The following is a 21716-nucleotide window of genomic DNA, read 5'->3' as shown; positions in this document are numbered from 1 at the left end:
AGGGCCGGGACTGAGGGAGGGGGAAGACCATGCGCCTGCCACTGACCGTGGCCGACTTCCTGGACCGCGCCGTCCAGGTCTACCCGGAGCGGACCGCCCTGGTCGACGAGCCGGGCGTGGCCGGTTCCCTGGGGCGGATCACCTACGCCGAGCTGGCCGGCCGGGCCCGCTGCCTGGCCGAGGGCCTCCAGCGCCTCGGGGTGCCCCGGGGCGGGCGGGTGGCCATCGTGAGCCCGAACTCCGGTCGGTTCCTCACCGCCTTCTTCGGCGTCTCGGCCTACGGCCGGGTCCTCGTGCCCATCAACTACCGGCTCCAGCCCGAGGAGATCGGCTACATCGTGGAGCACAGCGGGGCCGAGGTCCTCCTGGTCGACCCCGACCAGGAGTCGCTGACGGCCGGTCTGCCGGTCCGCCACCGGATCGTCCTGGACGGGCAGGCCGTCCAGCCGACCTGGGCGGCGCCGCTGCCCGGGGAGGAGGACGCGGTGGTCGAGGAGGACGACACCTGCTCGATCAACTACACCTCGGGGACCACCGCCCGGCCCAAGGGGGTCCAGCTCACCCACCGGAACTGCTGGCTGAACGCCGTCGTGCTGGGCTGGCACACCCAGCTCTCGGACCGGGACCGCTACCTGCACACCCTGCCGATGTTCCACTGCAACGGCTGGGGCATGCCCTACGGCCTGACCGGCATGGGGTGTCCCCAGGTGGTCCAGCGGAAGGTCGACGGGGAGCAGATCCTCCAGCGCGTCGAGCAGGAGGGGGTCACCTTGCTGAGCGGCGCCCCGGCGGTGGTAGCGGCCATCCTCGGGGCGGCGGCCGCCCGCCTCGAGCGGGGCGAGGCGCTCCCGGGTCGGGACCGGGTCCGGATGGTGGTGGCGGGCGCGCCCCCGCCCTCCCGGGTCATCGAACGACTGGAGACCGAGCTGGGCTGGGAGTTCATCCAGATCTACGGCCTGACCGAGACCTCGCCGCTGCTGACCGTCAACCGGGCCCCGGTCGAGTGGGCGGGCCTGGACAGCGCCGAGCGGGCCCGGCGGCTCTCCCGGGCCGGCACCCCGGCGGTCGGGGTTCGGCTCCAGCTGGCCCCCGACGGCGAGGTCCTGGCGCAGGCCAACCACGTCTTCGCCGGCTACTGGCGCCAGCCCGAGGCCAGCGCCGAGGCCCTGGCCGGGGGGTGGTTCCACACCGGCGACGGGGGCCACTTCGAGGTCGACGGCCCCGAGAACGGGCAGGCGGCGGGCCGGACCTCGCTCGTGATCTCGGACCGCAAGAAGGACGTCATCATCACCGGCGGGGAGAACGTCTCGTCCATCGAGGTCGAGGACTGCCTCTACCAGCACCCGGCGGTGGCCGAGGCTGCGGTCATCGGGGTCCCCGACGAGCGCTGGGGCGAGACGGTGAAGGCCCTGGTGGTCCTGAAGGAGGGGGCGACGGCCACCCCCGAGGACCTCATCGCCCACTGTCGGGACCGCCTTGCCCACTTCAAGTGCCCGACGAGCGTGGAACTGCGGGAGAGCCTGCCCCGGACCGCCACCGGCAAGCTCCAGAAGTTCAAGCTCCGGGCCGAGTACTGGGCGGGGCGGGACCGGCTGGTGAACTAGACCAGGGGGGAGCAGGGGGCGGCCCGGACCGGTCGGCGGCGGGGCCGCTCGGAGCAGCCGGTCGGCGAGGAGGAGGCACGTCGAGGGTGGACGCGCAGCGGTTCTTGGGCATCGAGCCGGTCAGCGACGACCGGCGCTGGTGGCGCCTTCGGGTCACCCCGGCCATCTCCACCCCCGGCCGCTTCCTCTTCGGGGGCTGCGGCCTGGCTGCGGGCATCGTGGCCATCGAGGGGGCGGCGAAGCGGCCGACGGTCTGGGCCGCCGCCCAGTACCTGGCCCACGCCCCGGTCGGGGCGGAGCTGCGATGGCAGGTCACCCTGGCGGCGGTCGGCCGGGCCACCACCCAGGCCCGGGCGGTGGCGGTGCTGGGCGACGCCGAGGTCCTGACGGTGAACGCCGCGCTCGGCCAGGTGGCCGAACCGGACGTGGCCGACCAGGTGTTCGCCGCCCCGCCCGAGGTGCCCCCGCCAGGGGCCTGTCCGCCCCAGGACCGCCTGCCCTTCCCCGGCGAGACGGTCTTCGCCCGGGTCGAGCAGCGCCTGGCCGGCGGCCGGGCCATGGCCGAGCTCGACGGCCAGCCCAGCGAGGGCAGGAGCGCCTGGTGGTTCCGGGTCCCGGGCCACCTCGAACCGTCGGCCGCCACCTTGGCGGTCCTCGGGGACTACGTCACCGGGGGGGTCAGCCACGCCGTCGGCGTGCCGACCGGCAGCCGGAGCCTGGACAACACCATCCGGGTGGTGCGCCTGGTCCCGACCGAGTGGATCCTGGCTGATGTGGCCATCGACGCCACCGTCGGCGGGTTCGCCCATGGTCGGGCCAACCTCTTCGCCGAGGACGGCACCCTGTTGGCGACCGCCAGCCAGTCCATGAGCGTGCGGCGCTGGACCCCCGAGCGCATGGCCCAGCTGGCCAGGGCCATGGACGGTCGGACCGAGGAGCCGGCGCGCTGAGTAGCGGCCCGGCGGTTCAGGCAGCCGGACCGGGCCACGCCCCTGCCGCGAGGGGCAGGCCGGCGCGGAACCCGGGCAGGAGCTCCTCGGCGAGGTCCTCGGGCGCTGCGGGGCGGGCGAAGAGGAACCCCTGGGCGTAGTCGCAGCCCAGCTCGTCGAGGACCTGCAGCTGGGCCTCGGTCTCGACCCCTTCGGCCACCACGGCCAGGCCCAGGCTGTGGGCCAGCCCGACCACGGCCGCCACGATGGCCCGGGCTCCGCCGTCCCGACCCAGCTCGGCGACGAAGCTCCGGTCGACCTTCAAGACGTCGAGGGGGAAGCGCTGGAGATAGCTCAACGAGGAGTAGCCGGTGCCGAAGTCGTCGACGGCCAGGGACACCCCGAGGTCCTTCAGGGCCCGCAGCACCCCCAGGGCCCGAGCGGCGTCCCGCATGAGGGCGCTCTCGGTGATCTCGAAGGTCAACCACGAGGGGGGCACCCCGGCCGCCGCCACCACGGCCTCGACCGTGGGCACCAGCTGGGGATGGTCGATCTGCCGAGCCGAGAGGTTCACCTCCACCACCCCGCTGCCCAGGGTCTGCGGCCCCTCGCCGTGGAGGTCGAGCGCCTCGACCCAGCGGCGCAGCTGCTGGCAGACCTGCTCGAGGACGAGACGGCCCATGGGCACGATCAAGCCGCTCTCCTCGGCCACCGGCACGAAGCGGTCGGGGGCCACAAGGCCCCACTCGGGATGCTCCCAGCGGACGAGGGCCTCGAGGGCCACCGGCACCAGGGTCCGGACCTCCACCACCGGCTGGTAGTGCACCCGGAGCTCCCCCCGGTCCAAGGCCCGGTGCAGGCCGTGCTCGGTGGCCCAGCGGTCCACCACCGCGGTCCGAAGGGCGTGGCCGAACACCGAGACGACCCCGCCGCCCTGGCGCTTGGCGTGGTACATGGCCGAGTCGGCGTCCGAGAGCAGGGCCGTGGCCTCCGGGGAGGAGCTGTCCGTGGCTGCCACCCCGATGCTGGCCGAGACGAAGACCTCGGCCCCGGCCACGACCAAGGGCTCGGCCAAGAGGGCCAGGGCCCGCTCGGCGAAGGCCAGGGCCTCGGCCTCGGCGTCCTCCCGGTCGAAGAGCACCAGGAACTCGTCGCCCCCCAGCCGGGCGATGACCTCGGCCGAGCCGTCGGCCCGGCGGAGTCGCTCGGCCACGGCCACGAGGACCTCGTCCCCCACCTCGTGGCCCAGCGCGTCGTTGATGGCCTTGAACCGGTCCAGGTCGATGACCGAGACGGCCACCGTGCCGGGCTGGCCGGTCCGGCGAGCCAGGGCGTAGGCCAATCGGTAGGTGAAGAGGGTCCGGTTCGGCAAGCCGGTCAGGGAGTCGTGGAGGTACGCCTGGGCCAGGGCCTCCTCGGCCGCCCGGTCGGCTTGTAGGTCCCGCAGGAACCCGCCCACCACCCGACCCTCCGGGCCGTCCAGCACGTAGCCCACCAGGGCCACCTCCAGCTCAGCCCCGTCCCGTCGGCGAACCGTCAACTCCCGAGCCACGGCCAGGTCCCCCGGTCGAAGGCCTTGGAGGTCGGCCAGGAAGGCAGCCCGGCAGCGCTCGGGCACAAGGACCTCAGCGACCGGTTGCCCGAGGACCTCGTGGGCTGGCCAGCCGAGGAGCACCTCGGCTTGGCGGTTCCAGGCCGAGACCCGCCCCTCGGCGTCGCACTCCACGAAGGCGTCCCGAGCAGCCGCCAGGACCGAGCGCAGGCGAGCAGCTGCCAGGTCGCTCCCCTGTCGCTCGACCACGCTCACCCCCTCCCAGCCACGAGTCAGCAGAGGCCGCCACACCCGGCCTCATACCACCCGAGGCATCCCCACTCGGGAACCGTGGGTCGAACTTAACAAAGTGATAGCCCAACAGCCCATCAATAGCGCCCCAACTCCGTGGTAGCGCCGCTGGAGCGCGCCACTCGGTAGCCTCTTCGGGCAGGGTGCCTCCTTCGCGCTTCGACCAGCCCGCCCCGTCGGGTCCCTCCCCGGCTGTTCCCGGACACCGCCCGTCCCGGCAGTCGGCCAGCGTGGCCTTGGCGATCGCCGCCGCTGCGGCCGGTGTGATGCCGGTGTTCCTGACCGGAGCCCTCGCGGTGCAGCTGGAGGCCGGCCTGCACGTGAACGCCACGGCCATCGGCGGGGCGGTGGCCACGTTCTTCGGGACCTCGGCGCTGAGCTCGGTCCGGGCCGGGAAGCTCGCCGAACGGGTGGGCTCCTGGCAGGTCATGCTGGCAGCCATCGGCCTGGCCGTCGCCAGCCTCCTGGGGGCGGGCCTGGCCACCGTCGACCTGCCGGTGCTCCTGGTCTCCCTGGGGATCGGCGGACTCTCGAACGGGGCCATGCAGCCGGCGGTCAACCTCTTGCTCTCCCGCGCCGTCTCGGACCACCGTCAGGGACTGGCGTTCGGCATCAAGCAGGCGGCCATCCCGAGCGCCACGCTCCTCTCGGGCCTGGCCGTGCCAGCCCTGGCCCTGACCCTCGGCTGGCGAGCCGCCTACCTGGCCGCCACCGGTCTGGTCCTGCTCGTCGGGGCGGTCCTGGCCAGCGCCGGCCGGCAGCTGGTGCCCGGCGCGTCGACCCGGCCGGGGACGACGACCCGAGACACGAGCACCCGGTCGGCAATGCCCGATCCCACCCGAGCGGGCCCCGTCCCGACACCCCGCTCTGGGGGTCTCGCCGCCGCCCGGGGCTTCGATCCGCGCCCGCTCGTGCCCCTGGCGGCAGCGATGGCCTGCGCCGTGGCCGCCTCGAACGCCATGGGGGCCTTCGTGGTCTCCGGCGCGGTGCACGACGGGGTCAGTCCGGGCCTCGCCGGGGTCCTCTCGGCCGCCGGCAGCGCCGTGGGCCTCTCGGCCCGAGTGGGCTTCGGCTGGCGAGCCGACCGGAGCGGGGTGCGAGGCCGGCAGGCCTCCCTGGCCCACCTGGGCACCGTCGGCCGCCTCATCGCCGTTGGCGCCCTGGGCTACGCCTGCCTGGCCACCGGCACTCTGCCCCTTTTGGTGCCCGGCGTGCTGGTTGCCTACGGCGCCGGCTGGGGCTACAACGGCTTGTTCAACCTGGCCGTCGTCCGGGCCTACCCCGAGAACCCGGCCCGAGCGACCGGGGTGACCCAGGTCGGCACCTACGTGGGCGGCATGGTCGGTCCCTTGGGCTTCGGCCTCGTCGCCGACCATCTGGGCTTCCACGTGGCCTGGGCGCTGTGCGCCGCCCTGGCCGTCGTGGCCGTGGTCGCCTTCGGCGCGGGCCGCCGCCACCTCGGACGAGCGCCGAGCGGTGTGGCCGGCGAGGACCGTCGGTCCCTGCCCCGCCCGGGCGCGACCCGGTCGCCGCAGCCGGACCGTAGGGTGGGTCCGTGGCGTACGGTGCTCGACATCGGGGGGCTCGGCATCGGGGGCACGCGCGGGTCGTGCGGGGCAGCCCTGCGGCTCGCTGGGCCCACCGGGTGGTCCGGGCGGTGGAGATCCTGGTGGTCGGCGGGCTGGCCGCGGTCCTGGCTCTGGTCGGCGTCCGGCTGGTCGTCCCGCGGCGATCGAAAGAGGAGCTGAGCGCTGAAGGCCACGGGCGCGGCACCCTGGCGGCCAGCGCCGTCCGACACCAGACCACGACCGGCGGTCTGCGGGTGGTCGCCATTACGCCGTCCAACGGCACGACCGGCGCGGCCCCGAACAGCGCCGTGACGGTGCGCTTCTCGGCCCCGCTGGCCCACCGGGTGCCCCTGCCGACCCTCTCGCCCTCGGTGCCGGGCCGCTGGGAGCGACTGGGCGACCGGACCCTGCGCTTCATCCCGAGCCAGGACCAGCTGCCCCTCACGACCGTGACCGTCAGCGTGCCGGGGGGACCGAGCGGGGTCCACAGCGCCACGGGAGGCACCTTGGCGTCCACCGTGACCAGCAGCTTCGAAGTCCGGAACGGGTCGATCCTGCGGCTCCAGGAACTGCTGGCCCAGCTGGGCTACCTCCCCGTCACCTGGACGCCGAGCGGCGAAACGCCCCCAGCGACCGACACCGTCGCCCAGGTCGAGGCCCTCTACGACCCGCCGGCGGGTCACTTCAGCTGGCGCTGGCCGAACACGCCCCCCACCCTGGAGGCCGCCTGGCAGGTCGGGGTGGACAACCATGTGACGGCCGGGGCCATGGTGGCCTTCGAGCGGACCCACGGGCTGCCGGCCTACACCTCCATCCGGCCGATCCTCTGGCCCACCCTCCTGACCGCCCTCTCGGACGGGACTACGAATCCCGAGGGCTACACCTACGCCCTGGTCTCCCAGAAGGAGCCCGAGTCCCTGACCCTCTGGCACGACGGGCAGGTGGTCTTCACCTCGGTGGCCAACACGGGCATCCCGCAGACCCCCACACCGGTCGGCACCTTCTTCGTCTATCTCCGCTACCGCTCCCAGACCATGCGGGGGGTCAATCCCGACGGCCAGCCCTACGTCGACCCCGGGGTGCCCTACGTGAACTACTTCGACGGGTCGGTGGCCATCCACGGGTTCGTCCGCGCCGCCTACGGCTTCCCCCAGAGCCTGGGGTGCGTGGAGCTCCCCCCGGCGAACGCCGCGGTGGCCTGGAAGTGGATCCACTACGGGACGGTCGTGACCGTCCTCCCCGAGCCAGCCGGCAGCAGCGCCAGCTGAGCCCGCCCCCCTCGCCGACTGCCTCCGCCCTTGGCGCCCAGGCTGCTGCTCCGGGGACGTCGGGGCGGTTGGTCGGGGCTGGCCTTTCCCTCACGCCTGGACGGTGACCAGGCTGCCGTAGTGGAGCAGGGCGTAGACCTCGGGGGCCACCGACGGGGGCACCTCGACGCAGCCCTGGCTCTGGGGGAACCCGTAGCGGTCCCGGGGGAAGGCGTGGATGGCGATGTTCCCGGTGAAGTAGTTCACGTCCTTCACGTCAGGGTAGACGTAGGGCTGGCCGGTCACCGTGGTGCCCCGCATGGTCTGCTCTGGGTAGCGGAGGTAGACCGGCCAGGTGCCCACGGGGGTCGCCCCGCCCGGGATGCCGGTGTTCACCAGGGTCCGCAACGCGTCCTGGCCGTCGCTCCAGACCACCAGGGTCTCGGGCTCCTGCTCGGAGACCATGGCGTAGGCGTAGTCGTCGGGGTCCCGCCGGTTCGCCAGGGCGGCGCGCAACAGGGCCTGCCAGAAGGCCGGGGTCAAAGTGGCCTGGTAGGGCGGGTAGCTCCCGCTCTCGAGGCCCTCGACCCGGTCGAACTGGACGATCGCCCCGTCGGTCATGACCCCCTTCGTGCCCGGGGTCCAGAGGGCCCGCAGGCTCGAGGGCACCGACGGCCAGCGCCAGCCGAGGGACTGTGCCAGGGTCATGCCCTCGCCGGCCGCACTCGTGAGGACCCCCACGTCGTCGGGATCCCCGTCGGCGTCGCCGGGCCGGGAGGACCCCGGGAGGGGCTGGAGGGTGCCCGGGGGCCGCAGGGGCAGGTAGCCGAGCTGGGCCAGGAGGTCCTGGGCCAAGCCGATCGACTCGCCGGCCACCACCTGGAACGTCAGCTCGAAGGTCGTCTCGTGCGCCGGGTGGCCGGCCCTCGCTGGCTGCCGGAGGGGCAAGGAGAGCGTCTCTCGGGCCCCGAAGGGGTAGGGGGAGGAGGGCTGGAAGCAGAGCAGGTCCTCCTCGCACCAGCGCCAGCTGCCCGCCACCGGGGGGCTCAGGCGGGCATCGGCCACCTCGACCCCCGACTCGGTGGTCGTCCGCAGCTCGACCGCCTCGGTGGGAGGGACGGGCGCCCCGTCCATCGGAGGGCTGGTGGCGACGACGGCGGGGACCGGGGCGGCGCTGGCCACCCGGTGGACGGCCACGGCCGCCCGCCCCGAGGGCCAGACGACGACGAGCAACCCGACGAGGACCGCCACCAGCGCCACGAGCACGGTGCGCCGCCGCCGCACGGCAGCTCGCCGACGGGCCGCCGCCTTCGCCAGCGCCCGGGCAGCGGCCGGCGAGGTCGGCTCGCCAGGGCGGGATCGGCGGGCCGAGCTCGGGGGTGCCGTGGACCCTGCCACGCTCAGCCCTGCTCCCCGCCGACCGTCCCGTCGGAAACGGATCGCCCGTCGACCACCCGCCGTCTTCCTCGGCCTCGCTGCATCCGCGCCACCTCGCCACTCGCTCCTGGTTCCGGCCGTGCGACACCCGGCATGCCGCCCAGAGCGCCGGCATGCGCGTCGCCGCTCCGGCGCGCGCCAGGGCGCCAGAACCAGCGGCCGGGTCGCCTGGGGTGCCCTCACCCTAGCCAGCCCGACTGCACCGTCGAAGGCAGCCCCACGGAGCCGTTCGCGCCTCCGGCAGGACTCGAACCCGCAACCCGGTGGGTAGAAGCCACCCGCTCTGTCCAGTTGAGCTACGGAGGCCCGGACCGGCAAAGCCGGCCTCCTCAGTTTCCCACGTCCGGCCGCCGGCCCGGCGGACCGTCGGAGATGTGCCATGCTGGGAGGACTTGGTGACCGTAGCTCAGTTGGTTAGAGCGCCAGGTTGTGGCCCTGGAGGTCGGGGGTTCAAGTCCCCTCGGTCACCCCGACGCCCCCGGGCGGTCCGTCTGCGGACGCTGCCCTCCTAGAGCCCTTCGGCGACGCGCCTAAGATGGCGACGCGCCTCTAGCTCAACGGCAGAGCAACGGACTCTTAATCCGCAGGTTGGGGGTTCGAATCCCCCGAGGCGCACGGGCCGGAGAGCCGCCTCGCCCAGGCGTTTCTGTCCCTTGCCGTTGGCGTCCCGACGAGCCGGTGGCGGGCCCTCCGGTCATGTCCCTTCGCCAGCCCCAGTGCCGTCCCCGCCGGCTGGTGCCTCGACCCCTCCTCCGGCGCTCGGGCCCGCTGCCCACAGCCTGACCCCGTGCGGCCAACCACTTGGCGGGGCGCGCCCGACGAGGTCCCCTCCCGAAGACCCGTCGCAGGAGCGCGCCATTCTTCGCACCGCCACTTTTCTTGGTTGACTCCAATCTCAGATCCGTTCTAGTGTGAGAGGCGAGCCGGAGGTCGGTGGCAGCAAGAAGCCGGTGAACGCCCCCGCCGAGCCCGGCTCGTCAGCCAGTTCGAGCGACTGGTGCCCGATCCACCACGACCCAGCAGCACTGGAGGCGTCTCGTGTCCGAAGCAGCGTCCGACGGGGCCCGTTGCCCCTTCCTGCACACCGCCGTCGGCGACGGCTCGAACCTGGACTGGTGGCCGAACCAGCTGAACCTGCGGATCCTCCACCAGCACTCCCCCCGGGCGAACCCCCTCGGCGAGGGGTTCGACTACAAGGCCGCCTTCTCGACCGTGGACCTGGCCGAGCTGCGCCACGACATCGAAAGGGTCATGACCACCTCGCAGCCCTGGTGGCCGGCCGACTGGGGACACTACGGGCCGCTCTTCATCCGGATGGCCTGGCACGCAGCTGGCACCTACCGGGTCGCCGACGGCCGGGGCGGGGCGGGCACCGGCGCCCAGCGCCTGGCCCCGGTGAACAGCTGGCCGGACAACGCCAACCTGGACAAGGCCCGGCGGCTGCTCTGGCCGGTGAAGCAGAAGTGGGGACGCCGGCTGTCCTGGGGCGACCTGATCGTCTTCGCCGGCAACTGCGCCCTGGAGTCCATGGGCTTTCGGACCATGGGCTTCGGTGGGGGCCGGGTCGACGTGTTCGAGACCGAGGAGGACATCGACTGGGGCCCCGAGCGGACCTGGTTGGGCGACGAGCGCACCGGGCAGCCCGGGGAGATCGCCGGCCCGTTCGGGGCGGTGCAGATGGGCCTGATCTACGTGAACCCCGAGGGCCCAGGCGGCAACCCCGATCCGCTGGCGGCCGCCAAGGACATCCGGGAGACCTTCGCCCGGATGGCCATGAACGACGAGGAGACCGTGGCCCTGATCGTGGGCGGCCACACCTTCGGCAAGTGCCACGGGGCGGTCGACCCGGCCCGCTACGTGGGTCCGGAGCCCGAGGGCGCGCCGCTCGAGCAGCAGGGCCTCGGGTGGAAGAACACCTACGGGACCGGCAACGGCCCGTACACCTACACGAGCGGCATCGAAGGGCCGTGGACCGCGAACCCGATCCGCTGGGACACGGGGTACTTGGACAACCTGTTCGGCTACGACTGGGAGCTCACCACCAGCCCGGCAGGGGCCAAGCAGTGGGTCCCGACGGACCCCGCCGCCCGGGAGCTCGTGCCCGACGCCCACGACCCGTCGAAGCGGACCCCGCCGATGATGCTGACGACCGACATCGCCTTGAAGGTCGACCCCATCTACCGCCCCATCGCCGAGCGCTTCCACCAGCACCCCGAGGAGCTCGAGCAGGCCTTCGCCCGGGCCTGGTTCAAGCTGACCCACCGGGACATGGGACCGCGGTCGCGCTACCTCGGCCCCCTCGTGCCCGAAGAGCCCCAGATCTGGCAGGACCCGGTGCCCCCGGTGGACCACGAGCTGGTCGACGAACGGGACATCGCCGAGCTGAAGGGTCGTCTCCTGGCCTCGGGCCTGACCATCGCCCAGCTGGTCCGGACCGCCTGGGCCTCCGCCTCGACCTTCCGGCGGACCGACAAGCGGGGTGGGGCGAACGGTGCCCGCATCCGCCTCGCCCCCCAGCGCGACTGGCCGGTGAACGACCCCGCCGAGCTGGCGGCCGTGCTGTCGGTCCTCGAGGGCATCAAGGCCGGCTTCGACCAAGAGCAGCGGGGTGACAAGCGCATCTCCCTGCCCTTCGTGCCCGGACGCACCGACGCCACCGAGGAGCAGACCGACGCCGAGTCCTTCGCCGTGCTCGAACCCCGAGCCGACGGCTTCCGGAACTACCTGCGGCCCGGCGAGAAGCTGCCGCCCGAGCACCTGCTGGTCGAGCGGGCCTCCCTGCTCGGGTTGAGCGCGCCGGAGATGACCGTCCTGCTCGGTGGTCTGCGGGTCCTCGGTGCGACGAGCGGTAACCGGCCCCTCGGGGTCCTCACCGACCGGCCTGGCGTGCTCAGCACGGACTTCTTCGTCCACCTGCTCGACATGGGCACCGTCTGGTCACCCTCGATGACCGAGGAGCACGTCTACGAGGGCCGGGACCGGGCCAGCGGCGAGCTGCGCTGGACCGCCTCGGCCGTCGACCTGGTCTTCGGGGCCAACTCCCAGCTCCGTGCCATCGCCGAGGTCTACGCCGCGAGCGACGCCCAGGAGAAGTTCGTGGCCGACTTCGTGGCCGCCTGGGACAAGGTCATGATGGCCGACCGCTTCGAGGTCGCCTGGCGCTGAGTCCTGCTTCCGCTCCCGTCCCACCGTGCGGCCCGGGGGCTCCGGCCAGGACGGCCGGGGCCCCCGGGACCCTCCCCGTCGAGGGTCCAGCGAAGGCCCCGTGCCGAACCATCCATCGGGGGGATCCCGCGGCTCGAGACGGTGGCGGCGATCACCGCTGACAGCGAGGCGACCGGCGGCCGGATTGCTGCGAAGGGCCTCCTGCCCGAGGCCCAGGCTGCTGGCTCTGGCGGTCCGGGTCTCGGTGGGAGGACGCCCAGTCACCACCCTCGCCTCCGATAGGCATCGCGACGGTGGTCGATGTCAAGCACGTACACGGTCCGGGTCTCGTCGTCGATGCGGTAGCGGACCCGGTACTCGCCGCGCCGAGCCCGCCACTGCTCGTCGAAGGGTTTTCGAAGCGGTGCCCCTACTCGACGGGGGTCCTGTGCGAGCGGGCCAAAGACGAACTCGACACAGGCCGCAGCGACCGCCTCGGGGAGGTCCTCGGCCAAGCACCGCGCCGCACTCCGGGCCACGACGACCCGGTGGCTCACCGGGACCGTTGGTGATGGTGGCGGGAGACGAGGTCTCGGACCGCTCGCTCATCGAGCACTTCCCCCGCGGCGATGTCCCGCTCTGCTGCCCGCAAACGGTCCTGGGCGTCAGGATCAGCGAGCAGCTCCAAGGTGGCCTCGATCGACTCGAGATCCTCGGCGGCAAGCAGCACCACGTATGCGCGCCCATTCCTGGTGATCTGCACCCGCTCGTGGGTGGTCGCCACCTCTTCGGCGATCTCGGACAGCCGGGCCTTCACCTCGGACAGCGGCAACGTCGTCATCGACCAGAATCATAGTCTGTATTGCGCTCCAGGCAACCAGGCCAGGGAGGTTGCCGCTGGTGCCCATGGATGAGCGCACCGCCGAGCCGTGCTTCTTCGACCTGTCGGATGGCCACGGCTACCCCGGCGTGCCGCCCGGGGCGGTGGGCGCTTCGCCGCCTGCGCCGCTCCCCGACCCTGTCCCAACCGCCATCCGCCACCCGCCGCACCTCGACCTCCCTTGGACCTCCACCGCTGGGTCGGCCACCCTCACCGACAGCGCGCGGCACCGACCGGCGCCCGGGCCGACGGGAGCGGGATGCGGCACCGGCCTCCCCGCTTTCTGCTCCTGCCCGCTGTGCTCGTCGAGGTGGTCGACGGACAGCGTGCGAATGCTTTCGTGCGCAGTCCGGTCGATCCCGGACACCGATTCCGGATGATCCCGGACACGGGTTCCGACTGAAGACGGACACGCGTCCCGGCTGATCCCGGACGGTTGGGCGGTGGCGGTGGTCCACCAGTTTGGGCACGCGGTCCTCAACAGTAACGGGCTGTCAGGTTCGTCGTGTTGAGGAGGTCCGCGTGCCCGGGAAGAGGCTACCGATGAGGAAGATCAGCGAGGTTCTGCGCTTGCGGGCGGAGGGCCTCTCGATCAGGGAGATCGCCCAGAGCGTGGGTGCGGGGCGCACCACGGTGGGCGAGTACCTGCGCCGGGCAGAGGCGGCCGGGCTGGCCTGGCCGCTGCCCGAGGGTGTTGGCGCCGAGGAGCTCGATGCCCGGCTGTTCCCGCCGCCGGTGGCGGCGCCGGGCGCGCTTCGCCCGGTGCCTGACTGGCGCGAGGTGCACCGGGAGCTGAAGGCCCGCAAGGGCGTCACCCGCCGACTGCTGTGGCTCGAGTGGCGCGAGACGCATCCCGACGGGTGGGGTTACAGCCAGTTCTGCTGGCACTACGAGCAGTGGTTGGGCGCCCAGGACGTGGTGATGCGCCTGTCCTACGCGGCTGGGGAGCGGATGTCCGTGGACTTCTCGGGTGATCGAGCCTCCTGGTTCGATCCTAAGAGCGGCGAGCGTCACGACGCGGAGGTGTTCGTGGCCGTGTTGGGCTGTTCGGGCAAGCTCTACGTGCAGGCCACGGCCAGCCAGGACCTCGCCTCCTTCGTCGGCGCGCACATCGGGGCGCGGGAGTTCTTCGGGGCCTCCCGGCATGGATGTGGGTCATCCGCTGGGATTGCCGGCACGTTCATGTGGCAGGACATGCTTGATCGGGCCTACCGTCAGCATGACGAGCGCGAGCGCAGCGTTGGCGGAGTGCAAGCCGTAGGCGCGGTTGACGATCATCTGGACGCGCCGGTTGAGCGCCTCGTGGCGCGCGTTGTTCACCCCCAGGCGAACCGCGGCTGCGTTGGGCTTTCGAGCAGAAGCGGTCGAGGAGCTGGCCGACCTCGTCGGGCGTCAGGCCCCCTGGAAGACGGCCCGAAGGGCCTCTTTCAGTCCGTAGGCGCGCCAGACTGCCCCGCCGTGGCGGCGCAGGCGTCGCAGCGTCGCCGCCTGCTCGTCGGAGAGGTTCTCGGGGTTCTTGAGCAGGCACCACCGGGCCCCTTTGAACCGTCTGGCAGCTCCTTCGTCCACCTTGCGCATCTCTTGCCAGTGCTGACGGCGGACCCGGTCGAGGGCTTTGGTGGCCAGTGCGACGACGTGATAAGGGTCGTAGCAGATGACCGCCTTCGGCGCGTGGTGCTCCTTGCGGACGGACTTCGCGTACCCCGCCATCATGTCCATCGACACCGCCCTGATCCGCCCGGCGCGCCCTTCACCGAGCTCGTCGAAGAAGCTGTCGAAGCTGGCGGTGTCCCGGCCCTCCTTTCCCCAGACGACCTGGTTCTTGCGGTGATCTGACACGAGGGTCAAGAACCGGTGGTGCCGACGCCACGAGACCTCGTCCACCCCGATCTCGAACAGGTCCTCCAAGCGGGCGGGGTCGAGCTTGTCGCCCATCACCCGGGTGATGATCCGCCCGACGGTGTCCCAGTCGATGCGCACCAGCCGGCAGATGGTGCTCTTGTCCGCCGTCGTCGCCAGGAAGCCGACCAGGTCTTCGAAGTCCCCGGTGAAGTGCGATCCTGCCCGGGCTAAGGGCACCCCCTCGGTCACCACCCCATGGGCGGGGCACGAGAGCCGGCGGAGGCGAGCGCGGACCTCGAGGCGCCAGGCGCCAAGGTCCAGGTGGCGCCAGCGCGACTTGACCGGCCGAGTGTCGTGGCGGCTGGCGGTCTTGAAACCACAGTGCGGACAGCACAGCAACCTGCGGCGCAGCGCCACGGTCACAACGACCGTGCTCTGCCCGAACGCCACGAGGCGGACCCACACGCCCTCCAGGCTCAGAAGGCGAGAGAATGCGGCGGTGACGCGCATCGGGGGCCAGCTCCTTCCGGTCGGCTCCAAGCACCGCCGAAAGTAGAGCCCCCGAGCGCGTCACCCCTGTCGGATCGGGCAGTGACCTGCGGCAGGCTGGCCCGTCAGCCTGCCTGGATGCCCCAGAGCAGCCGGCGGGTCGGAGTCAAGGTGGAGCGCCCCCAGGCGTAGCCGAGGACGAACGACCTTGGACCCGACATGGCGCCGGCTGCTACCCCCCACCTCCCTCCCAAACTCCAGTGATCAGGCGATGTCCATGCTCACCGGTTCCTTACCGGCACCCACATCGATGCCGGAAGAGCCCTTTCTTCCCAGACTGGGACATCGTCGCCAGCGACGCGGTCGCCATCCTCCGAGCCGCAGCCGGCCACGACCCCTACGACCGCCGGCTCTTCGACCTCATTGGCGAGCTGTCCACCAGAAGCGATGAGTTCCGGGTCCGTTGGGCAGCCCACGACGTGAAGTTCCACTGCAGCGGCACCAAACGGCTCCACCATCCCCTCGTCGGAGACCTCTCCCTCGGAGTCGAAGCCCTCGAGCTCCCTGACGACAGCGGCCAGCGCATCCTCGTCTACACCGCCGAGCCGGGGTCTTCCTCGGCAGACGCACTCACCTTGCTTGCAAGCTGGTCCGCCACGACTGGCGAACCCGCGCACGGCGAACTCGAGCGCTGACCGGCGCGTACAGAGCCTCCGGGCATCGACCCCGCCCCGCAGCAGCAGGCCGAACGCCCGCTGGATCCCCGCCATCGTCCTCCAGCCACGCCCCCAGCGTGTCCCACCGGTGGGGGAGGCTCACATCCCCCTGACGCCGAGGGAGACACCACCGCAGCATCTGGCGGACCACGTCCGGGCCCGGTCCCGTCGAGCTCTCGTTGATCCGTGCCGTGCATCCCGGCGCCGAAGGAGCGCCCACGCACGAGCAGCCGGGAGGAGGTCGTCGACCCGCCGGTCGCCGAGCCGCGATGCCTCATGGGCTCAATCGTCTCGGGCGTCCTCCCTGCGGACCTGTCCAGAAGGCACCCTGACCCGCCCCGCAAGACCCGCCCGAGAAACCCGCATCTCCGCCGAGCGCCGAAACGAAAAACCGCTGGTCAGGCCCCTCCACGAGGTGCACGCCTGACCAGCGGTCTTGGTGGCGGGGGCTGGATTTGAACCAGCGACCTTCGGGTTATGAGCCCGACGAGCTACCAGACTGCTCCACCCCGCGGCGACGAGTTCTACTCTAGCAGCTCTGGGCGGCCCCTCCCGACGAGGCTCGCCGCCTCCCCGGGCTGGGGCTGGAACAGACCGCTTCGGGCGCCGCTGCTGCCCGTGCCAGAGGTGCTGCTCCCGGTCTGCCCGCTGGTGCCGCTGCTGGCGGCGGCACTGGCGGCAGGGCTGGTCGTGGCCCCCGAGTCAGGAGCTGCCGCGCTGCTCTTCGCGCTCCCCGAGCTGTTCGGCTCGGAGCTGGTGGCTGACGCCTGGCTCGTGGAGGCGCCGGCGGTCGTGCCCTGGCTGCTCGGCTGCGAGCTCGCACTGCTTGCGCTGCTGGCCTGGCTGGTGCTGCTGCTGCTGCTCGGGGTGGCCGTGAGAGCAGCCAGCTGCTGGAGGACGGCCTCGAGGGCGCTTTGCTCCTGGCCGTAGCCCGTGAAGTTGCCGTTGCGCAGGTCCTGCTGGGCTGCCTGCTCATCGGCCAGGGCTTCGGCCACCAGGTGCTGGATCTCGGCCGTCTGGGTGGTGCTGTGGCTGCTCGGGGCCGGGTGGGCCTGCTGGGTCCGGGGCTTCGTGGTGCTCTGGGTCGCCCCAGGGACCTGCAGGCCGGGAAGGACCTGGGCCAGGGCGTCGTCGAGGGTGCTGGCGATCCCGACCCGCTGGCCACCGGTCGGCTCGGCGAGGACGGTCAGGACCGCCTGGAAACTCTGGGTGGTGCTGTGGGCCGGTTGGACGTAGAGGGCACGGAGGTACACGACGTCAGGCCCGAGGGGGACGGACTCGAGCCGGCCGAGGAGCACGGTGGCCCCGTCCCGATCGAGCTGGCCGATGGTCCTGGTCACCGCCGAGGCCGAGCGGGCCTGAGCGGCCGCCAGGGCCGGGGCGTCGAGCTGGGCGCCCCGGGGCAGGCCGATCAGCCGCAGGGCGCCGGGGCCGTCAGCGAACGCCGACGGTCCGGACTCCGCGGCCAGCAGGCCGGCCAGGGTCTCGCCTTGGACGCCGCCGGTGCTGACCGGCACGAGGGGTTCGAGCTGTTGGAAGCTGGGCCGGGTCTGACCGGGCAGCTGGACCACCTCGGGGAGGGGCAGCATGGGCTCGAGCTGGCCGGTCGGCACGAGGAGCCCGAAACCATCCCGCACCTCGACCGGCTGGCTGCCACTGCTCGGGGGGCCGGCCCCGGGGTCGGGCGCCACCGTCCAGGTGCCTTGGCCCTCGAGGACGGCGCTGGCCGTGCCGAGACGGTAGATCCCTTCCATCTCGGCCTGCACCAGCAGCGCGCCCGGGGGGTAGACGAGACGGCTGCGGACCGCCGCCGGCAGGGCCCGAGCCGGCAGGAAGAGGCCCGGGTAGGCCCGTCGCCAGCTGGCAAGCAGCGGGTTGTGCGGAGCCAGGTCGTAGAGCCGCACGGTGCCGGTCACGGCGTCGGTGACGACCACGGCCGCCGGCCGCACGAGGTCCGACGCCGGCTGGAGGCCCGTGCCCGGCGGGAGCAGGCTGCTGCCGACCGGGGCGGCGCCCGGGTAGTTGGCCGAAGTGGTGTCGGCGTCCTGGACCCAGTCGACGTGCCCGTCCACCACCACCGGGTAGGGGCTGCCGTCGAGGGTCAAGAAGGGAGCGACCAGGTGGGCGGCGGCGGCCACGTCCCGGTGGAGCAGCAGACGCGAGCGGGCGGTGACCCCGTTCGACAGCAGGAGGTCCAGGTCGCCGAAGCGCAACGAGAAGGCCGCCTTGACGAGGAACGACCCGAGAGCCACCCCGCCCCCGTTGGCCTGCGTGGCCGGCACGACCACGTAGGAGGCTTGGGCCCCGGGCACGGCGACCCCCACGTTCACCGTGGGGTCCACGAGGTGCAGGGCCTTGGGGTCGGTCTCCAACAGGGGCTGACCGGCCGAGCCGGCTTCGGTGGCCGGGGCCTCCACCAGACCGTCCCCGTGGGTGTCCCGCAGGTGGGTGGCGGCCCACCCGGCGTGCTTCACGGTGGCGTCGTCGGCCTCGTCCGCCCCGACCACCACGGGGGCACCCCCGCCCGAGGACCCCGGTTCCAGGCTGAGCCCGACCACGGTCGTGCCCGGTGCCGCTCGGCTCCGGAACGCCCCGGCGGTCTCGGCCGGATCCCAGAGCCAGGCGTCGCGCAGGCTGGCCATGGCCTGGTCCAGCTCGGCCTGGCTCACGCCGCTGCCAGCCGGCAACGTCGCCTGTTCGACCGACCCCAGACCGTAGGCGGCGCGGGTGGCGGCGACCTCCCGGGCCACGTAGGGCCGCTCGGCGGCCAGCGGGTTCGGATCGACCTTCAAGGCTTGGAGGACCGCCGGGTAGAGCGCTCCTGCCCCCAGGGCCCCGATCACCCACACCCCGAGGGCCACCACCGGCAATCGCCAGGTCCGCTGCCAGAGGTTCCAGAGGGCCACCAGGGCGATGCCCCCGCAGATCAGGGCCAGGAGGGTCAGGGCGGGGATCCGGGCGTGGACGTCGGTGTAGCCCACCCCGTGCAGCGGCCCGTCGGACGACAGGGCGAGGCGGTAGCGGGCCAGCCAGTAGCCGGCGCCCTTCGCCAGGGCGGCCACCACCAGCAGGACCGAGAGCTCCGCCCGGACCGCCGGGGTGCTCCGGGGTGCTCGCACCCCTCGCCCCAGGGCGATCCCGCCGGTGGCCACGGCCACGAGGGCGCTCAGGACACCCAGGATGACGCTGCTCGCCAGCACCCAGTCGGCCACGAAGGAGAGGAAGGGCAGCCGGTAGACGAAGAAGCCCACCGGCAGGTGGAACTGGGCTTCCCTTGCCGGCAGGCCGGTCCCGTCCCGCCAGAGCAAGAAGGCCTGCCACTGGCCGGCTGCCGACCAGCCGGCCAGCAGACCGCCGAGCAGCCCGCAGACGATCGGTAGGGCCCAGGGATGCCCGAGAGCCCATGCCCGAGCGGCTCGCACCCCCCGGGGCGGGTTCCCCCCGAGCGCCGCCTCGCTCGGGGCGTGACGCACCAGCGCGCCGAGGGCGATGGCGGTGGCGAGACCGAAGAGGCCACCGAAGACCCCGAAGAGGACCAGCTGGGTCTCCAGGGTGCGCCGCCAGACGGCGCCCTGGCCAACGGCGGCGAACCAGAGGTCCTCGGTGTAGGACTCGGCTGCCCGGTGGGCCAGCAGCCCCACGAGGACGAGCAGGACGACGACCACCAGGACGACGCTGCCGGCCCGGTGGCCCACCCGTCCCGGGGTCGGGAGGTCCTCGGGAACCCGCACGGCGGGCAAGCCTACGAGGAGGCCGGCACCAGCAGGCAGCGGCAGCCGGGGTGGGCAGGGGGCCGGGCGTGCCCGGTCGGGAACGGGGCCCCGGCGCCGATCGGGCCGGCCAGGGCGTTGTCGTCGCAGTCCGCGCAGGCCCCACCGTCGTCGTCCACCACCCAGCGCAGCGTGCCCGTCCCGGCGCCCTCGAGCTGGCCAGCGCTGAACGCCGCCACCAGGTGGTCCACCGCCAGGGCCTCCACCCGGCCGCCTTTCCACTCCCGGAAGGCTGCGCCGATCCGTTCGGCCAGGCCCTGGGCCGCCTCGGGGTCCTCCGGGGCCGGCAGCGCCTCCCCCGACTCGGCCTCGTCCAGCAGCCGCCGTCGCAGGCTGGCCACGAGCGCCCCCGCCAGCTCCCGGGCGGCCTCCTCGGCCCGATGCTCGAACCGGGCCCGCTCGGCGTGGACCGAGTCGTCGCTGGCCGATCGCTGGAACCCGTAGCCGGCGACCAGTGCCTCCCGCAGGGGGCCCCGGCTCGCCTCGACGTAGCGGGCCAGGTGCTCCTCCAAGGCCGGGAGCAGAGCCGGCCGCTCCTCGCTGCGGACCGCCCGACCGGTGGCGTGCCGCAGACGGTCCAGGACGTCGTTCTGGTCGTCTTGCAGGCAGCGCTTCAGCCGCCGGGCCAGCAGCTGCTCCAAGGGTCGCAGCAGGTCGTCCCGCTGGCCCAGGATGGCCAGGTCGTCGCCGGCCACGCCGGGGCCCGCGGGAGCGCCCCCCGTCTCGGTGGTCGCCGTCTCGGCGACCGGGGGCTCGGTCGCCGCGGGCTCGATGGTCGTCGTCTCGACCGGTTGCTCCTTGGGCGGTTCGGCCGTCGCCGCCGCCGCTCCCCCGCCGGCGGGCTCCTCCGTCTCGGGTTGGCCGTCCGACGCGAGGCCGACAGCACGCCGCGGCCGAGGGACCGCCCCGGTCTGCAGGAGCCGCACCGCCGGCTCCTCCCCCCCCGGCGGCTCGACCGCCGGTGCCGGGCTCGGCTCCGCGGGGTCCTCGGCCAGGGCCACGCCCCCGGGCCGCCGCTGGCGGCCCGCCCGGAGCCGGGCGAAGAGGGCGTCGACCTCGGGGCGCCCACCACGGGTCCGGCCCCGAAGCCCTGCCCCGACCGCCGGTTCGGCCCCACCGGCGCCCCTGGGCGTCGCTCCGCCGTCGACGCCCGTGTCGTCGGCCGCCTCGTCGGCCACCCCGGCCGGATCCTCCCCCCCGGGTGCGAACACCGGCTCCTCGGCCTGGGGCAATCGCCCGACGCCCCGATCGGTCCTCGCCGCCGGGTCAGCTGCGTCCGCCGCCTCGTCGCTGGCCGTGCCGGGCCCGACGACCTCCGGCCCGACAGTCTCCGGGGCAGCGGTTTCCGGGGCAACGGCCCCTCGGGCAGCGGCCTCTGAACCGGCAGTCTCGGAACCGGCGGCCTCGGGGTCGATCGGGCTCGGGGGTGCCGGGCTGGGGTCGGCCGCCCGAAGCTCGGCGGCGTCGGGCCGCTCGGCCTGGCTCTGCGCGCGGCGAGGCCCAGGCCCGCCGGCACGCGGGGCGCTGCGCTCGGCCCCCCCGGGGCCCGTGGCCCCTCCCTGGGATTCCTGAGGCATCGGCTCGGCCTCGGCCTCGAGGGCTGGCGGGTCGGCCTCGAGGGTCTGGAGGACCTCCTCGGCCGCGGTTCGGGCGGCCCGGACCGCCTGGGCGACGGCCTGGCGCCCCGAGCGCAACCGGGCCAGCTCCGCCCGGGCCTGCTCACGGCGGCGCTGCAGGTCGGCCAGGACCCGGTTCCGGAGCTCCTGTGCCTCTTGGACCATGGCCCGGGCCTCCTCCCGGGTTCGTGCCAGGAGGGCCTCGGCCGACGCCTTGGCCTCCGCCGCGCTGGCCTCGGCCTCCCGCTGGGCAGCCTGGCGGATCTGGGCGGCCTTCTCCTCTGCCTCCTTCACCACCTCGGCCGCCGAGGCCCTGGCAGCCTGGAGCAGGCGTGCCGCCTCCCGGCCGAGGGCCGCAGTCAAGGTCTCCTCGTCCACTGGCGGGTTCGCCGCCCGCCGCTCGGCATCGGCCAAGGCTCGCTGCAGCTCGGCCTCCCGGGCAGCCGCGGCCTGGAGCTCCCGGGCCACCTGCTCCTGGAGTGCCCGGACCTCGGCCGGGTCGTAGCCCCGGCGGGCCGTCGCAAAGGTCCTCGCTCGCACCTCCTCGGGGCTGAGCCGGCCCAGGGAGGCCACCAGGGGCCGGGGGTCCTCGGTCATGGCCGTCCAGCCTACGACGCGACGACCCGCAGGC

At 73.4% G+C, this 21716-nt stretch carries 14 protein-coding genes and 4 tRNA genes; 8 read left to right on the top strand and 10 right to left on the bottom strand.

All coding sequences use genetic code 11. The annotated features are described in order from the left end of the window. Window positions 1–29 precede the first annotated feature (29 nt). Both Acit_RS01715 and Acit_RS01710 read left to right on the top strand, forming a co-directional pair. Window positions 30–1604, top strand: coding sequence for an AMP-binding protein (locus tag Acit_RS01715; RefSeq protein ID WP_248105231.1), 1575 nt, complete (start codon window positions 30–32; stop codon window positions 1602–1604). A gap of 86 nt (window positions 1605–1690) precedes the next feature. After that, the gene (locus Acit_RS01710) at window positions 1691–2554 is read left to right on the top strand and encodes an acyl-CoA thioesterase (protein ID WP_248105230.1); all 864 of its coding nucleotides are present in this window, start codon (window positions 1691–1693) and stop codon (window positions 2552–2554) included. Window positions 2555–2570: 16 nt separating this feature from the next. Here the strand turns inward: Acit_RS01710 and Acit_RS01705 are convergent, their stop codons facing one another. Next, window positions 2571–4334, bottom strand: coding sequence for a putative bifunctional diguanylate cyclase/phosphodiesterase (locus Acit_RS01705; protein WP_248105229.1), 1764 nt, complete (start codon window positions 4332–4334; stop codon window positions 2571–2573). 272 nt (window positions 4335–4606) lie between these two features. Here Acit_RS01705 and Acit_RS01700 point away from each other — a divergent pair, with 272 nt between their 5' ends. Further along, entirely contained in the window at window positions 4607–6124 is a 1518-nt protein-coding gene (locus Acit_RS01700; RefSeq protein ID WP_248105228.1) for an MFS transporter, read from the top strand. After that, complete coding sequence (locus Acit_RS01695; RefSeq protein ID WP_248105227.1) at window positions 6034–7212, top strand: L,D-transpeptidase family protein; 1179 nt, start codon at window positions 6034–6036, stop codon at window positions 7210–7212. Before Acit_RS01700 ends, Acit_RS01695 begins: the two co-directional genes overlap by 91 nt. A gap of 90 nt (window positions 7213–7302) precedes the next feature. Here the strand turns inward: Acit_RS01695 and Acit_RS13380 are convergent, their stop codons facing one another. Further along, window positions 7303–8589, bottom strand: coding sequence for a L,D-transpeptidase (locus Acit_RS13380; protein WP_248105226.1), 1287 nt, complete (start codon window positions 8587–8589; stop codon window positions 7303–7305). 271 nt (window positions 8590–8860) lie between these two features. Then, window positions 8861–8934, bottom strand: a tRNA-Arg gene (locus Acit_RS01685). An 89-nt stretch (window positions 8935–9023) separates the two neighbouring features. Here Acit_RS01685 and Acit_RS01680 point away from each other — a divergent pair. The 3 genes from Acit_RS01680 to katG all read left to right on the top strand — a co-directional run bounded on the left by Acit_RS01680 (window position 9024) and on the right by katG (window position 11793). Next, window positions 9024–9097: transfer RNA gene (locus Acit_RS01680), tRNA-His, on the top strand. Window positions 9098–9171: 74 nt separating this feature from the next. Further along, window positions 9172–9243: transfer RNA gene (locus tag Acit_RS01675), tRNA-Lys, on the top strand. Window positions 9244–9705: 462 nt separating this feature from the next. Continuing rightward, a complete protein-coding gene (gene katG / locus Acit_RS01670; protein ID WP_282436017.1) occupies window positions 9706–11793 on the top strand; it encodes a catalase/peroxidase HPI in 2088 nt (695 codons plus the stop codon). A 260-nt stretch (window positions 11794–12053) separates the two neighbouring features. Here katG and Acit_RS01665 read toward each other — a convergent pair whose 3' ends face one another. The 4 genes from Acit_RS01665 to Acit_RS01650 all read right to left on the bottom strand — a co-directional run bounded on the left by Acit_RS01665 (window position 12054) and on the right by Acit_RS01650 (window position 14959). After that, window positions 12054–12329, bottom strand: coding sequence for a type II toxin-antitoxin system RelE family toxin (locus Acit_RS01665; RefSeq protein WP_312709037.1), 276 nt, complete (start codon window positions 12327–12329; stop codon window positions 12054–12056). Continuing rightward, entirely contained in the window at window positions 12326–12613 is a 288-nt protein-coding gene (locus Acit_RS01660) for a type II toxin-antitoxin system Phd/YefM family antitoxin (protein WP_248105224.1), read from the bottom strand. The genes Acit_RS01665 and Acit_RS01660 overlap by 4 nt, the downstream gene beginning before the upstream one ends. Window positions 12614–13807: 1194 nt before the next feature. After that, window positions 13808–13972, bottom strand: a complete 165-nt coding sequence (locus Acit_RS01655; RefSeq protein ID WP_248105223.1) for a hypothetical protein — start codon at window positions 13970–13972, stop codon at window positions 13808–13810. Window positions 13973–14044: 72 nt separating this feature from the next. Then, entirely contained in the window at window positions 14045–14959 is a 915-nt protein-coding gene (locus Acit_RS01650; protein ID WP_248105222.1) for an ISL3 family transposase, read from the bottom strand. 284 nt (window positions 14960–15243) lie between these two features. Between Acit_RS01650 and Acit_RS01645 the strand changes: the two genes are divergently transcribed. Further along, window positions 15244–15678 carry an MmyB family transcriptional regulator gene (locus Acit_RS01645; RefSeq protein WP_248105221.1) on the top strand — a complete coding sequence of 145 codons (435 nt, stop codon included), beginning with the start codon at window positions 15244–15246 and terminating at the stop codon, window positions 15676–15678. A gap of 458 nt (window positions 15679–16136) precedes the next feature. Here Acit_RS01645 and Acit_RS01640 read toward each other — a convergent pair. From Acit_RS01640 to Acit_RS12695, 3 genes are all read right to left on the bottom strand, one after another. Continuing rightward, window positions 16137–16213 (bottom strand) — tRNA-Met (locus Acit_RS01640). A 10-nt stretch (window positions 16214–16223) separates the two neighbouring features. Then, entirely contained in the window at window positions 16224–19430 is a 3207-nt protein-coding gene (locus tag Acit_RS01635; RefSeq protein ID WP_248105220.1) for a UPF0182 family protein, read from the bottom strand. 11 nt (window positions 19431–19441) lie between these two features. Further along, window positions 19442–21682: a DivIVA domain-containing protein gene (locus Acit_RS12695; RefSeq protein ID WP_282435903.1), complete on the bottom strand. Its 2241-nt coding sequence runs from the start codon at window positions 21680–21682 to the stop codon at window positions 19442–19444. Between the last annotated feature and the right edge of the window lie 34 nt (window positions 21683–21716).

The organism is Aciditerrimonas ferrireducens (assembly GCF_023130475.1).
In the GTDB taxonomy this organism is placed as follows: domain Bacteria; phylum Actinomycetota; class Acidimicrobiia; order Acidimicrobiales; family UBA8190; genus Aciditerrimonas; species Aciditerrimonas ferrireducens.
The sequence above is the reverse complement of the archived record's forward strand: the minus strand, read 5'-3'. Positions and strand labels throughout refer to the sequence as shown.